Genomic DNA, 14000 nt, shown 5'->3' with positions numbered 1-14000 from the left:
CATGTCTCACCCGACCAACCGCCACGTATCGATCCTGGCAACCGGATCGCACCTGCCCGGCGCTCCCATCGACAACCGTGATCTGGAACGACTCTGCGGACCACTGGCGCACGAGGTCCTCGATGGAATCCAAGTGCGACAACGTCATTGGATGATAGATCCCGAAACCGGCGAGCACCGGACCGGAACCGCCGCGATGGCCGCCGCCGCGGCACGGCAAGCTCTCGACCGAGCGGGCCTGCAGCCCGGCGACGTCGACCTGATCGTCATGTCGACGGCAAGCCCCGATTACCCGCTTCCGGTGGCAGGCACCTATGTCCAGGAGTACCTCGGACTGGACCGCTGCGCCGTGATCGAGCTGCGCGCCGGTTGTGTCGGCGCCGTGCAGGGCCTGGATCTGGCCCGGCGCTACCTGGCGGACGGCACGTACAACTGCGCCGTAGTCATCGGCGCCGAATCGATTTCGCCGATGCTTGCCCCGCTGTACCTCGACCAGGACCCCGAGCGAGTGCGGATGCGCGACCGGCTGCCGATCTACACCTTCGGCGATGGCGCGGGCGCGGTGCTGCTGCGCGCGAGCGATACCCAGAAGCCCGCCGCACCGGGATACGTCTTCGCGACCCAGTGCATGGGCGGCGACCGCACACCCGGCATGCAGATCATCGGTGGCGGATCGCACGCCTCGGCCGCCGAACAGATGCGCCGCAAGCGCCCCGTCGAACTTCGGATCGACATTCCTGGCACCACCCGGTTCGGACCGCAGGTCCTGGCCGCCGGTCTTCGGGACCTGCTCGACCGCTCCGGACTGGAGATGGGCGACCTCGACTCCGTCGTCCTGCCGGAAGGCAACGCGGACTACTTCGCCGGCGAGTTCGCGGCCGCGGGCATCTCGGCGCAGGACCAGGCGGCGCTCCAGAAGAGCATCACCGAGAACCTCGGCGACGTGGGCGCCACGGGTTCGGCCGCGGTGCCGCTGGCGCTCGACGATGCCTGGGTGAAGGGCAAGATCAGCCCCGGCCACACCGTCGCGCTGATGGCGATCGAGGCCAGCCGGTATCTCTATGCCGGGCTGACCCTCCCGTGGGAGGCGCCGACGCCATGACCACCACCGAAGAGCTGAACCAGAGCGTCATCCGGAGACTGTTCCACGAACTGGTCAACGCAGGCGATTTCACCGTGGTGGACGACATCTATCGACCGGATGTCGTCGATCATCAGCCATTACCCGGCGCACCCGCCGGACGCGAGGGGGTGCGGTACACGATCGCCGTGCTGCGCGACAGCTTCCCCGACCTGCACGTGACGATCGACGAGAGCCACGCATACGCCGACCGCGTGGTCATCCGTTACACCTGGCGAGGCACCCACACGCGCGAATTGTTGGGCATCGCACCGACCGGACGCTCCATCGAGTACCAGGGCGTCGCCGAGTGGCGCCTGATAGACGGGCGCATCGCCGACCGCTGGGACCTGGGCATCGGATCCGGCATTCTGCCCGCGCTCGGCCTGGGGTGGCTGGCTCGCGGCCGGCTGCGGGCCGGGAAATTCCGGTCGGCGCGAGCGCGCAGGCGAGCCGAAGGGACACAACGATGACCGGTATTCGCCGAGTCATCGTCGCGGGCGGCGGCATCGGCGGGATGGCCGCGGCGCTGGCCTTGCAACACAAGGGATTCGACTCGGTCGTCTTCGAACGGGCGCAGGCGCTGCGCGACGGGGGCGCCGGAGTCCACCTCTGGACCAACGGGATGCTCGCGCTCGACTCGCTCGGTGTTGCCGACCACCTGCTGAAAAGCACGGTCGCGCAGCAGTTCTGCCACTTCAGCACGTGGCGCGGCGAGGTCATGGCCGCCTGGCGGGTGGGCGAGTTCGCCGAACGGCACGGCCAGCCCACGATCGGCGTCGAGCGCTCGGCTCTGCACGCGGCGTTGCGGAATGCGCTGGGCGGCAGCCAGATCCATGCCGGAGCACGTGTCATCGGCTGCACGCAGGATGAGCGCGGCGTGGCGGTGCGGCTCGCCGACGGGCAAGTCGAACGCGGCGACCTCCTGATCGGCGCGGACGGCATCCACAGCGCGGTGCGCGCCGGGCTACACGGAACGAGGCCACCGCGGTACAACGGCTATATCGCGCAGCGTGGCAAGGCTTTTCTACGTCACGACCTGATTCCACCGGGAAGCTTCAACGCCATGTTCGGTCCCGGCATCCGGTTCGTCTACTACGACGTGGCGCCGGGAGTCGTGCATTGGATGTCGGTAGCCAACGGGCCTGCCGCAGGCCACGACGACCCGGGTGTCCTTCGGACGCTCACCGAACGTCATCGCGATTGGGCCGCACCCGTCGGGGACATTCTGGCGGCGACACCGCCGTCGGGCATCATCCGCAGCGAGGCGCTCGACCGAAAGCCGGACCGGCGGTGGGGCGCAGGCCGGGTCACGCTGCTCGGGGACGCGGCACATCCCATGGCGTTCAACATCGGGCAGGGCGCATGCCAGGCCGTGGAGGACGCCGTGGTGCTGGCCGAATGCCTCGCCTCGGCACCGGCCGATCCGGTATCCGCGCTGCGCGCTTACGAGAAAGAACGCCGGGCCCGGACCGCGCGCCTGCAGCGGGCCGCCTGGTGGCTCGGACGAATGGCGGCGGTGGAGCATCCGGCCCTGGTTCGAATGCGGGAAGCATTCATGCGTTCGACCTATCCGAAAATCCTCTTCGCGGCCGAGCGGAACCAGATGCGCTGTGCCGCGCGGGCGCTGAGCAATTCGGATCAAAAATTCTCGCTACCAACCCACGATTCGAGGGAACGACTATGAAAGCAATTTTCTACCGCACCTTCGGCGATGCGGATGTCATGGAGTACGGCGACCTGCCCGAGCCGAAAATGGGTCCCTCCTCGGTACTCGTTCGGGTCGCGGCGGCGTCGGTGAACCCGCTCGATTGGAAGGCCCGCGAAGGCTTGTACGACAGGTTGATGGACTCGATATTTCCCGTGATCCCCGGCATCGATTTCTCCGGCGTCGTCGAGCGCGTCGGATTCGGTGTCCGCGGCCTTGCGCCGGGCGACGAGGTGATGGGGTGTGTACCGAACGACGAGTACCTGTCTCGGGGAACCCTCGCCGAACTGACATCCGCCCCCGCGCGCTGCGTGGTCCGAAAGCCGTCGTGTTTGAACTGGTTCGAGGCCGCCGCGCTCCCGCTGGTCGGGTTGTCCGCGTATCAGAGCATGAAGCACCTCGCCGTGCGGCGCGGTGAGGTCGTGCTGGTGCACGGAGCCGCAGGTGGAGTGGGTTCGATGGCGGTCCAGTACGCGCTGAGTCTCGGCGCCCGCGTCATCGGAACGGCCGGCCACCACAACCACGACTTCCTCCGTTCGCTGGGAGCCGAGCCGGTCGGCTACCGCCGCGGACTGACGGAATCGGTCGCCGCACTCGCTCCCGGTGGCGTCGACGCCGTGCTCGACGCGTCCGGTAAGCGGACGCTGCGCACCGTCGCACCGCTGCTGAAGGCGGGCGGGAGGCTGGCATCGGTTGCCGATCCCGCGGTGCGCTCGGCAGGCGGCACGTACGTGTTCGCCCAGCCGATCTCGACCGATATCCGGGAAATGGTCGCGCTTGCCGAAGAGGGAACAATGCACGCGCAGATATCGGCCGTCCATCCGCTCGAGAATGCGGTCGATGGTTTTCGCGAGAGCCAAGCCGGTCATACCCGCGGAAAGATCGTCGTGGCTGTCGGATGTGCACCGCCCGAGGTTTGATATCGCGGTTACCGTTGCGATCTCAACCAGCTCGATAATCCGTAGTATCAACCACTTTGACAATTTGCTGAACCCCCCCAAGGTGATGTCATTCCACCCCTGAGGGTGATGCATCGGACGTCGGCGGGATGGACGATTGACGCACCGCAATTCTCCATTCGGAAGGCATAATCCCAGTGAGTATCCCGAACGTCTTGGCCGAATCCGACGCCGTCGACGAAGCGACCGGACGGCGTCCACTGCCGCTTCCACAGGAAGCGAGCATTGCTCGTCGACCGCGGAGCACGATTCGGCAGTTGGCGGACTGTTCCGCCGCGACTCGCCCCACTGTCGTCCCGTACGGGTGGGCGAACACTACTCGGACGTACGGGCACACGCTCGGGGGTGAGACGGATGGGTGATGTACGCACTCCTATAGGTGCAGTCGCACGGCCCTGCCTCCTGATCGTCATCGGCGGATTCGCGGTCTTCGGCGGTCTCACGCCGGACCTCGAGGCGCACGCGGCTCCCACTCCGCCCGCATTTCACCAGCAGTGGCCGCAGCAGCCGGCCAGACAGCCGGGTGGGCCCGGGCCGGGACCGGGCGGACCTGAACCCGTCGGACCGGCGCCCGCCGGACCGGAACCGGTGGGACCGGGCGGGCAACAGCAACAGCCAGGGCAACAGCAGCCAGGGCAACAGCAACAGAATTCGCCGTGGGCAAACCCGAGCGATCCGTCGAGCGGGGGCGGGGGCAATCCGGATGGTCGGCGCGGGGACGATGTGGGTCCCCCGGACGCCAAGGCCGATCCGCCACCCGAGCAGGGACGCGGAGGACAATCCGACCCACCACCCGACCAGGGACGCGGAGGCGGAGGCGGAGCATGGCCGCCGCCCGGCGAGAACGGCGGAGGACAATCCGACCCGCCACCCGACCAGGGAGGCGGAGGCGGAGGCGGAGCATGGCCGCCGCCCGGCCAGGACGGCGGAGGCGGGGGCAATTCGGATGGTCCGCGCGGGGACGATGTGGGTCCCCCAGACGACACGGCCGATCCGCCGCAGGAGGATCCAAAGAAGGATCCGCCCAAGGAGGATCCGGTCGTCGTTCCACCGGTCGTCGAAAACCCACCACCGGGTGGTCGCGGCACGGAGCAGCAGCCGCAAACGCAACAACAACCGCAGCAACAACAACCGCAGCCGCAGCCGCAGCAACAACCGCAACCGCAGCCGCAGCCGCAGCCGCCGCAACCGCAGCCGGTGCAAGAGCCGCGTCAGCAACAGCATCAAGAGCCGCAACAGCAACAGCCGCAACAGGAACAGCCGCGACAGGAAGCGCAGCAGCCGCAGCCCCAGCCGCAGCGACAACAGCCCCAGGATCCGCCGCAGCCGCAGCAGGAAACCAGCCAGGCGGTCCCCCCGCCGCTGCCGCCGGTTCGGCAGCCCGGTGGTGCGCTGCTGCTGAGCGCACCGGCCGTGGCCCCGGGTGAGCCCGTTTCCGGTTCGGGCTACGGCTGCCCAGCCGGAGCCACAGTGGACATGGCCGTCGGCGGCGCACCGGCCGGCGCGACCGTCGCCGACGAGACCGGCGCATTCCAATCCCGGCTGGATACGGGTTCGATCCCGGTCGGCCACCACCAGGTCACCGCGGCGTGCGGACCGGTACTCACCGCGGCGCTGGACGTCGTGCTGGCCAGCAATGTCGACGCAGCGACCTCGACGCTCGCCGTGATCGCGTTCTTCGTGCTGATCGGGGTCTTCGTTTATACACGGCGGCTGCTGAGCCCGCCGCCGCGACCAGAGGAGCGATAGTGAAAACCCTTGGCATATTCATCGCGCTGGTCGTGTTCAGCGTGCTCGCACCCGCATCCGCACCGGCGCAGGCGGCAGCCGATTCCGTCGGCCTTGCGGTCCGCATCAACGGCCGAGACATCGCCACGGCGACCGAGGCCGATCCGATTCGCCTGGACCCCAACGGTTCCGCGGCGGTGGACGTTGATGTCACCAATGAGGGAAACGATCCGGTCACCGTCCGGCGCATCGAACTGTCCGGCCAAGTGGCCGGGCTCACGCTCTACTCCTTCAGCACTTCGGTGAATCTGACCGTCCCACCGAAATCGACCGGGCGACTCAGCTATTCGCTCGAGATGTCCGGTTTGGCCGAACAGGCAACAGGATTGATCAGCGGATCGGTGACGGCATTCGACTCCGGCAACACTGTGCTCGGTAGCACCGCGACCGTCACCGACGTGCGTGGCTCGCTGCATTCGGTATACGGCCTGTTCGGGCTGGCGCTGTTGGTCCTCACGCTGGTGGCGATCGCCGATGCGGCACTGATGGTTGCCCGGCACCGGATGTCGGCCAACCGCTGGCAGCGCGGCATGCGCCTCATGGGGCCGGGACTCGGCATCGGACTCGTGCTGGTGTTCTCGCTGTCGGCGCTGCGATTCTGGGTGCCGAGCGCCGAACGGTGGGTGCTCGTCGCACTGGTCGTCACGGGCGGGTTCTTCGTGCTCGGTTACCTCACCCCCACCCCGACGACCGCCGAAGAGGAAGCGGCCGAGCGGGAGGAGGAAGAGGCCGAACTCGAGGAGGAGGACGAGCGCGAGCAGCGCACCGTGCCGGTCGGTCTCGAGGTATCGGGCCGATGACTACCGATCCGATAACAACCGATGTCGACCGGATCGCCGCGGCGCTGCCCGCCTACGAGATCGGCGGCCAGTTGGGGAAGGGAGGCTGGGGTGTCGTCCTCGCAGGCAGGCACCGCGGCCTCGACCGCGCGGTCGCGATCAAACAACTCCCCTCGACCTTCGCCGCCGACCCGATCGTGCGCCGCCGATTCGCCTCCGAGGGCAGGATGCTCGCCTCGCTGGACCATCCGCACGTGGTTCCGGTCTATGACTACGTCGAAAGCGACGGGCTGTGCCTGCTGGTCATGGAATTGTTGCCGGGCGGCACCGTGTGGAGTCGATTCACCGGTGACGGGTTCGACGCGCCGTCGGCGGTCGCCGTCGCGCTGTCGTGCGCGGCGGGGCTGAAGGCGGCGCACGATCGCGGCATCCTGCACCGTGATGTCAAACCGGAGAACCTGCTGTTCGCCGCCTCCGGGGCGCTCAAGGTGACCGATTTCGGCATCGCGAAGGTGGTCGGCGGCGACGAGACCATGGCCACCAAAACCGGCGAGGTGATCGGCACACCGTCCTACATCGCCCCCGAGCAGGCTCGCGGGGGCGAGTTGACCCCGGCCACCGACGTCTACGCCCTGGCGACGATGCTCTACGAATTGCTTTCCGGCTCCTTGCCCTTCCCCGCAGGGACGGATGCGCTGGCGACGCTGTTCATGCACGCCTTCGACGAGCCGACGCCGTTGGGTGAGGTCGCTCCGAATATCCCGGAGCACCTCGCGGATGTGGTCATGCGCGGTCTGGCTACCGATCCGGCGCAGCGGTATCCGACGGCCGAAGCGTTCGGAATCGCCCTCGCCGAGGCGTCCACCGAGCCATGGGGGCCGGGTTGGCTTGCTGCCCAGGGCATTCCGGTGATGGGTGCGGAGACGATCTCCGCCGCGGCGACACGCACGACCGCCCCGGTAGCCACGACCGTCGCTGCGCGCTCCTTCGCACACGGGCCGACCGCGCCGGCCACGCCGACCGTGCGGCCCGTGCCGGCCGAGCGTGCACAGGGCGCGCGCCTGGCCGATGTCGCCGAAGCCGACCTGATCCCGGTCAAGGAGGTGGTGAAGCTGCGGTCGCCCCGGGTGCCACTGCTGACGGCGGCGGGCCTGACGCTGATCGCGCTCGCCGTCGCGGTGATCGGCCTCGGCTCGCCGAGCACCGGCGGGACCCTGCCGCCAGGAGCTGCCACGGTCGGCGGCGTCGATCCCGCCTCCGGCGAAAAGATCGAGATCGACCTGAACCAACCGGTGGTCGTCAGCGCGGCCGGGCCGCCCTCCGCCACCACGGCCGAGCTACGGCTGAAGGCGCTGGGAGCCACGGTCGCTCAGCAGAGCGCCCCGCTGGTCCCGGAATCCGGCCGCAGCGTGGCCACGCTGCCCCCGCTGGGCGGCCGGTACCTGCTCGCAGGCGAACTCACCGGTGAACTGGCGCTGACCGAAGCGGGCGTGCCGCCCGCCACGTCGAGCTTCCCGGTCAGGACGACGCAGCCGGCGATATCCACCGCCGCCGCGGTCGGCGTCGCGGCGCTCATCTTGTTCGCGCTCGCGTATCTGGAGTCGTTCCTGCGTTCGCTACGCCACCGCCGACGTCGAGTGTCCGGCGGTGTGGGCGTTCCCGCGAGCGCGGGTCTGGTCGCGGTCGGGATGGTGGGCGCCGTGTGGATTCTGCTCGGCAAGCAGCCGACGATCGCGACGTTGGTGACCGCGGCGGTGTTCGGAGCGCTGGCAGGCGTCGCGGGAGCCGTCGGCGCCTGGCGGATCGGACAGCGTCGACGCTATCGCCGCAAAGCCGAGATCAAAAGTCGTGCTCGCTGACGATTCCGCTGTTCATGGCTCGCTCGACGAGCTTGGCCCGCTTCTGATTCTGTGGGAGATCCTCGACACCGAACTTTCCGAACAACGCTCGCATGTGGGTCTTCACCGTCTGGTCGGTCACGAAGAGTTCCTTGGCGATCTGCTGATTCGATGCCGGAGTGGCATACGTGGCGTTGTGCTTGAACGGCCTGCACAGCGCGACCAGCACGGCCATCTGCGCGTCCGTCAACGACCGTCGCGTCGGCATGCGTTGGGAAGAATCGGCTTGGGTTTTCGCACTGGTCGCCCGGCGGCCCAGATCCAGATAGGTCAGCACCGTGTTGCCGATCCGGATGCTGTCCCCTGTTTGCAGCCGATGGCGGCCGGCGAGACGTTCCCCGTTGACGAACGTGCCGTTCCGCGACAGCCCGTCGTCGACGATGGTCCACTGCCCGCCCATCTGCTCCACCGTCGCGTGCAGCCTCGACACCTGTCCATCAGCGGTCAGGGCGATATCGGCCAGAGACGATCTGCCGACCGTCACCCGCGGCACATCGCCGGACAGGGTCACACCTCGGCGATGCCCATGATCGTCTGTGTATGTGAGGCGCGGCTCAGTAGAATCCCAGGTCATGGCCATTCCCTTTACCGATACACGGGGGCTTTGGGTACTCATATTCTAGTTCTTCGCCCTACGGTGCGAGCCTTCGACGGCGACCGCGACGCGGTGCGGGTGTCACTGCCGCGAGGCGGCCTGCCTGCCCGCTCGTGGGACGCAGTGCACGGGCCGCCTCGGGCAAACAATGGCAGACTCGAAGCCGACATTCCCGACTCGATCAGAGGTACCGATGCCGCACAGCCGTTGGATTTCCCGTAGCACCCCGCTGGTGGCCGCCGTGTTCGCCGCCGCGACACTGGCCGCGTGCGGGACGAACGGGAACCCCGAGCCCACCGGTAGCACGGGATCGACCACGTCGGCGCCCGCCTCGGCCACCACGACCCGCGCCCAGGGCACCGGCACCCAGAAGCCGACGGTCGAGGTCACCGACGCCGCCGCCAAGCAGCTGTGCGACGCCATCCGGCCCGAGCTGTCCAACTTCCGGGTGCAGGGTCCGACGCTGGGGCGGGTCGGCCTCAACCTGATCGTCCACCCGTGGGGTCTGCAGAACGGCATCGACGTGCTCGGCAACAAGGCCGTCGTCGACACCGTCACCCTGAAGAGCTGCCCGGACGTGCGCCAGCAGGCCATCGAAGCGCTGGAGACGCCCGACCTGGCCTCGATCATCGTGGGCCTGTGATGCGCACCCTGTACCCCCCGATCGAGCCGTACGAGTCGGGCCTGCTGGACGTGGGCGACGGCCAGTCGGTGTACTGGGAGGTCAGCGGCAATCCCGAGGGCAAGACGGTGGTCTTCCTGCACGGCGGCCCCGGCGGCGGCACCGCCGGGTTCCACCGGCAGTTCTTCGATCCCTCGGCCTATCGCATCGTGCTGTTCGACCAGCGCGGCTGCGGGCGCTCCACGCCGCACATCGCCGACGGCGCCGATCTCGCGCACAACACGACCTGGCACCTGGTCGCCGACATCGAGGCGCTGCGCGAACATCTCGGCATCGACCGCTGGCAGGTGTTCGGCGGCTCGTGGGGCTCCACGCTGGCGCTGGCGTACGCGCAGAAACACCCGGAACGCGTCACCGAACTGGTGTTGCGCGGCATCTTCCTGTTGCGACGCAAGGAAATCGACTGGTACTACAACGGCGCGGCAGGCAACGTCTACCCGGACGAGTGGGAGAAGTTCCTGGCGCCGGTGCCGGAGTCCGAGCGCGACGGCGACCTGGTCGAGGCGTACCACCGGCTGCTGCACTCCCCCGATCCCGAGGTCGCCACGGCGGCCGCGATCGCGTGGTCGGTGTGGGAGGGCGCCACCAGTTCGCTGCTGCCGCACCCGGATCGGGTCGCCGAAACCGGTGAGCCGCGGTTCGCGCTGGCGTTCGCGCGCATCGAGAACCACTACTTCCGGCACGGCGGTTTCCTGACGGATGGGCAGCTGCTGCGGGATATCGGCGTCATCTCGCATCTGCCCGCCGTGATCGTGCAGGGTCGTCACGACATCGTCTGCCCGGCGGTGAGCGCCTGGGATCTGCACCGCGCGTGGCCCGGTTCGCAACTGCACATCGTCGACGACGCGGGCCACGCGGCCAACGAGCCCGGCATCGTCGACCGGTTGGTCCGAGCCACCGACGGTTTCGCGAAGGTGGGCTGAGCCATGGTGGTCGCTGCCGGGGACGCTCTGATCGCCGCGCTGCGCGACGACGTCGACCGGCTGCTGTCCGCCGAGCCCGACGTGCGCGCGGACGCACCGGATTCGGTCCATCAGATGCGGGTCGCCACCCGGCGGCTGCGCAGCGTGCTGCGCTCGTATCGCAGTCTGTTCCAAAAGAATCCGGCGGCCGAGGTCGGCGCGGAGCTGAAATGGCTGGCCGGTCTGCTCGGTGTCGCCCGCGACGCGGAGGTGCGGGCCGACCGCTTCGCCGACCTGCTGCACGACCTCGGCGACGTGCCGGACGCCGAGACGGTGGCCGACCGGCTGGTGACGGCCGAACGCGCGCGCTACGACGACGCGCACGCCGAAGTGCTCGCCGCGCTCGACACCGACCGCTACCGCACGCTGCGCGAACGCCTGACCCAGTGGCGCACCGACCCGCCGCTGCGTCGCGCCCGCGCCGCGGCGCCCGCGACGGATTTCTTCGGCGTGGTGTTGCTGCGCGACCACGAGCGGCTGGCCGCGCTCATCCTGCACGAGCCGACAGTGCCCGGCGCCGAACGCATCGAGACGCTGCACGATATCCGCAAGAGCGCCAAGCGTCTACGGTATTCGTGCGAGGCCGCCGAAGAGGTCATCGGCGACTCCGCCGCTGATCTCGGCACGCGTGCCAAGCGCCTCCAGACCGTGCTCGGCGACCACCGCGACGCGATCGAGTCCACCGACGCGATCATCGAACGGGCGGCGCAAGCCGAAGCGGCGCGCGAGGACACCGCCAGCTACCGCCGCCTCATCACGGCGGAGACCGCCGCCGCCAACCACGCCCTCGCCCGCTACCCCAAATCCGCGGAAGCCCTGTCCACCAGCCTCTGGTGACCGCGCGGCCCGTCCACACGCCTCGCAGCGGATTCGACCGCCGCGCACCGCGGAAACGGTCTGCCAGGATTCAGGCGACGAAGGCAAAGCCGATCTTGCGGGTGACCGGGTCGGCGCGGGTCAGGCGGACTCGGACGGCCGCGCCTTCGGGCGGTGTCCCGGTGCAGGGACCGAGCACCGGCGGGTCGGCGATGAAGACCTCCGCGGGGCGGTTGCCGTTGGCCTCGCGCACGACGACGGCGTCGAACTCGGCGTCGGGGCGTTGCGCGAGCAGGCTGGCCTCGGTGAGGTCGATGCAGGCCCGGTCCACCTTGCCCGCGACGCCGTCGGTGCGCCGCATGGTGTCGACGGTCGGATCAAGCCCGGCCCGAACCCATTGCGGCACCGGCACGCCCGCGCAGTAGGCCAGGCAGATCTCGGTGGCGAAGCGGTCGGCGAGGCGGCGCAGCGGGGCCGTCACGTGCGCGTAGGGGGCGCCGATCGCGCTGTGCGCCAAGCTCTCCGGCGCCGATCCGTTCACCACGGTGTAGGCGGCGCCGCGCAGCAGACCGGTGGCCTCCGACATGAGCACCAGGGCGGCGGGAGAGTTGGGGTCGAGCCCGGCCAGCATGCGGCCCACCGGCTGATCCGCGGGCCACGCCACACCGAGCGCGGCGGCGGTGCGGCGCAGCGACGCGATGGCGGATTCGGCGGGCGGCGGCATGGTGCGCAGCAGACCGATCCGCCGCCCTTCGCTGTCGGCGCCGTCGAGCATGATGCGCGCCGCGCACATGCCGGTCAGCAGGGAGACCTGCTCGTTCCAGTCGTCGGCGGCCGTGCGCGGCTCGAGGACGAGCCGCCAATGTCCGTGGTTCGTGTCGTCGCGGACGACGCTCTGGGCGGGCAGTCGCAGCCCGATCGCGCCGCGGGCCAGCCCGGCCTCGATGCGCCGCGTGCCGAATTCCGGCAGGGCCGCGATCGAGGGGTGCAGCGTGCCCGCGTCGGCGTCGGCTTGGACGCCCGCGTAGTCGAGTCGCGCGCGGGAGCGGACGGTCGCGCGCACCACCGAGTAGTCGCGTGGTTCGGCGTTCTCGTCGAGTTCGATGGTCCACAGGGCCGCTGGCCTGGTCTGCTCGGGCAGCAGGCTCGCCGCGCCCTCCGAAAGGACGGGCGGATGCAACGGCACCGTGCCGTCCGGGAGGTAGAAGGTCTGGCCCCTGGCGCTCGATTCTCTGGCGAGCGCACCGTCGGGGGCGATGACGGCGCCGACGTCGGCGATCGCGTAGTGCAGGGTGAAGCGGGAGCCGTTGCGCTCCAGGTGGAGGGCCTGGTCGAGATCCATGGCCCCCGGGGGGTCGATCGTCACCAGCTCGATGTCGGTGCGATCGATCCGGTCGCCCGCGAACGCGTCCACCGCGTCGCGGGCTTCCACGGAGGCCTCGGCGGGGTACGCCGAGGCCAAACCGAATTCGGATCGGATGGCGCCGAAATCCACCGGCGCCGAGATGATCCGCTGGTGCAGTTCCACGTGGAAATACGTTACTGCAATGCCAGCATCGTGCCGTTCAGCTCGTTGAACGGACCGAACACCGTGAACGTCACCCGACCGGTCGGATAGGTCGACGACAGGTCGGCCGCGGCGTCGAGCGCCTCACCGAACGATGCCGCGGACGGGTGCGGAAGACCGGCGATCGCCAGGCCGAAATTGCTCTCGGCCACCCACTTGGTGTCGGCGGGGCTGAGGTCGACCTGCACCCCGCCGGGAAGCGGAGTCAGCGCGACCGCATTGGCGGACCCGGCGCCGAGGGCGGCGAAAACCGATGCGGCCCCGGCGATGAGCGCGCCGGCGACCAATGAACGAACTACCCGCATAGAGTTGAGACCTGCTTCCGCAATCGAAGTATGAATCGGCCCGCTGGTGCCCGGCACCGGGCCTTGCCAACGGCGACTACTGTATGACGTCGGTCACGTCTAGGCCAGTTACGTACAAATCACCCGGCCCGGCTCGTCGTGTCGCGCCGGACTGCTACTGTTCGGGGCCGGTGCGGGCGCTGATCTCACCGCCCATTCCGAAATGACACCGTACGTCGACAATTGGGAGCTGTGCACTGATGTCATCGATCATCTTCGACTACCTGATGCCCCTGCTCGGTCCCGAGCAGGCCGCATATTGGGCGCAGGTTTTCATGGTCGATCCGACCTGATCTCACAGAGAACGACACACGCCGGTCGCCTTCCGTTAACCGCACGGAAGGCGGCTTTCGTCAGGTGCCACTAGCATCCCGCACCGTGAGAAGAACTTCCGCCGCCATCGCGGTCAGCACGACCCTCTTCGCCCTGCTCGTGGCAGGTTGCGGCAGCGACGACAAGGACACCGCCGCGCCCGCCGCCACCTCCGCGGCCGCCTCCCCCGCAGGCCAGCCCAACAGCGCCGCCGTGCCGGACAGCGCGAAGGCGGGCATGTTCGTGGTGAGCTACCGCAGCGCCTTCCCGAAGCTGGCCGATGGCCGCAGCGACGCGCAGGTCGCCGACATCTTCACCGGCACGTGCAAGGACATCAAGGACGGCAAGGCCGAGGACGCCGCCGTCCAGAACATCGTCGACCGCACCAAGTCCGGCCAGACCGCCGCGACCAAGGAAGAAGCGCAGGCCATCTACACCACCGCCAAGTACCTCTGCTGACCCCTCGATGC

General features: G+C 69.0%; 15 protein-coding genes. 11 read left to right on the top strand and 4 right to left on the bottom strand.

Annotation, left to right across the window (positions count from 1 at the left end; translation table 11 throughout):
- Position 1 precedes the first annotated feature (1 nt).
- The 4 genes from ACRWNM_RS03055 to ACRWNM_RS03040 are packed head-to-tail and all read left to right on the top strand — an operon-like array spanning position 2 to position 3748.
- Entirely contained in the window at positions 2 to 1102 is a 1101-nt protein-coding gene (locus ACRWNM_RS03055) for a 3-oxoacyl-ACP synthase III family protein (RefSeq protein WP_431963190.1), read from the top strand.
- Entirely contained in the window at positions 1099 to 1593 is a 495-nt protein-coding gene (locus ACRWNM_RS03050) for an ester cyclase (RefSeq protein WP_431963188.1), read from the top strand. Before ACRWNM_RS03055 ends, ACRWNM_RS03050 begins: the two co-directional genes overlap by 4 nt.
- Positions 1590 to 2807 carry an FAD-dependent oxidoreductase gene (locus ACRWNM_RS03045; RefSeq protein ID WP_431963186.1) on the top strand — a complete coding sequence of 406 codons (1218 nt, stop codon included), beginning with the start codon at positions 1590 to 1592 and terminating at the stop codon, positions 2805 to 2807. Before ACRWNM_RS03050 ends, ACRWNM_RS03045 begins: the two co-directional genes overlap by 4 nt.
- Complete coding sequence (locus tag ACRWNM_RS03040) at positions 2804 to 3748, top strand: NADP-dependent oxidoreductase (RefSeq protein WP_431963184.1); 945 nt, start codon at positions 2804 to 2806, stop codon at positions 3746 to 3748. Before ACRWNM_RS03045 ends, ACRWNM_RS03040 begins: the two co-directional genes overlap by 4 nt.
- 354 nt (positions 3749 to 4102) lie before the next feature.
- Here the strand turns inward: ACRWNM_RS03040 and ACRWNM_RS03035 are convergent, their stop codons facing one another.
- A complete protein-coding gene (locus ACRWNM_RS03035; protein WP_431963182.1) occupies positions 4103 to 5092 on the bottom strand; it encodes a hypothetical protein in 990 nt (329 codons plus the stop codon).
- A 165-nt stretch (positions 5093 to 5257) separates the two neighbouring features.
- On the opposite strand from ACRWNM_RS03035, the gene ACRWNM_RS03030 reads away from it, so the two are divergent.
- The 3 genes from ACRWNM_RS03030 to ACRWNM_RS03020 are packed head-to-tail and all read left to right on the top strand — an operon-like array spanning position 5258 to position 8213.
- Positions 5258 to 5536 carry a hypothetical protein gene (locus tag ACRWNM_RS03030; protein ID WP_431963180.1) on the top strand — a complete coding sequence of 93 codons (279 nt, stop codon included), beginning with the start codon at positions 5258 to 5260 and terminating at the stop codon, positions 5534 to 5536.
- Positions 5536 to 6375 (top strand): hypothetical protein, encoded by an 840-nt coding sequence (locus tag ACRWNM_RS03025; protein WP_431963178.1) that lies wholly within the window; start codon positions 5536 to 5538, stop codon positions 6373 to 6375. Before ACRWNM_RS03030 ends, ACRWNM_RS03025 begins: the two co-directional genes overlap by 1 nt.
- Entirely contained in the window at positions 6372 to 8213 is a 1842-nt protein-coding gene (locus tag ACRWNM_RS03020; RefSeq protein WP_431963176.1) for a protein kinase domain-containing protein, read from the top strand. Before ACRWNM_RS03025 ends, ACRWNM_RS03020 begins: the two co-directional genes overlap by 4 nt.
- Here the strand turns inward: ACRWNM_RS03020 and ACRWNM_RS03015 are convergent.
- The gene (locus tag ACRWNM_RS03015; RefSeq protein WP_431963174.1) at positions 8194 to 8832 is read right to left on the bottom strand and encodes an FHA domain-containing protein; all 639 of its coding nucleotides are present in this window, start codon (positions 8830 to 8832) and stop codon (positions 8194 to 8196) included. The two genes, ACRWNM_RS03020 and ACRWNM_RS03015, sit on opposite strands and share 20 nt — an antisense overlap.
- 247 nt (positions 8833 to 9079) lie before the next feature.
- On the opposite strand from ACRWNM_RS03015, the gene ACRWNM_RS03010 reads away from it, so the two are divergent.
- Genes ACRWNM_RS03010 through ACRWNM_RS03000 form a run of 3 tightly spaced genes read left to right on the top strand, consistent with a single transcriptional unit; the run spans position 9080 to position 11328 of the window.
- Positions 9080 to 9490: a hypothetical protein gene (locus tag ACRWNM_RS03010; RefSeq protein ID WP_431963172.1), complete on the top strand. Its 411-nt coding sequence runs from the start codon at positions 9080 to 9082 to the stop codon at positions 9488 to 9490.
- Positions 9490 to 10452 (top strand): prolyl aminopeptidase, encoded by a 963-nt coding sequence (gene pip, locus ACRWNM_RS03005; RefSeq protein ID WP_431963588.1) that lies wholly within the window; start codon positions 9490 to 9492, stop codon positions 10450 to 10452. Before ACRWNM_RS03010 ends, pip begins: the two co-directional genes overlap by 1 nt.
- A 3-nt stretch (positions 10453 to 10455) precedes the next feature.
- Positions 10456 to 11328 (top strand): CHAD domain-containing protein, encoded by an 873-nt coding sequence (locus ACRWNM_RS03000; protein WP_431963170.1) that lies wholly within the window; start codon positions 10456 to 10458, stop codon positions 11326 to 11328.
- A gap of 70 nt (positions 11329 to 11398) precedes the next feature.
- Here the strand turns inward: ACRWNM_RS03000 and ACRWNM_RS02995 are convergent, their stop codons facing one another.
- Together ACRWNM_RS02995 and ACRWNM_RS02990 are read right to left on the bottom strand one after the other, a co-directional pair.
- Positions 11399 to 12835 (bottom strand): RNB domain-containing ribonuclease, encoded by a 1437-nt coding sequence (locus ACRWNM_RS02995; RefSeq protein WP_431963168.1) that lies wholly within the window; start codon positions 12833 to 12835, stop codon positions 11399 to 11401.
- Between the two features lie 11 nt (positions 12836 to 12846).
- Complete coding sequence (locus ACRWNM_RS02990) at positions 12847 to 13179, bottom strand: hypothetical protein (protein ID WP_431963166.1); 333 nt, start codon at positions 13177 to 13179, stop codon at positions 12847 to 12849.
- A 417-nt stretch (positions 13180 to 13596) separates the two neighbouring features.
- Between ACRWNM_RS02990 and ACRWNM_RS02985 the strand changes: the two genes are divergently transcribed.
- On the top strand, positions 13597 to 13989 hold the full coding sequence (locus ACRWNM_RS02985; RefSeq protein WP_431963164.1) for a hypothetical protein: 393 nt from the start codon (positions 13597 to 13599) through the stop codon (positions 13987 to 13989).
- The last annotated feature ends 11 nt before the right edge of the window (positions 13990 to 14000 follow it).

The organism is Nocardia sp. bgisy134, assembly GCF_965341865.1.
Classification (GTDB): Bacteria; Actinomycetota; Actinomycetes; order Mycobacteriales; family Mycobacteriaceae; genus Nocardia.
The sequence above is the reverse complement of the archived record's forward strand: the minus strand, read 5'-3'. Positions and strand labels throughout refer to the sequence as shown.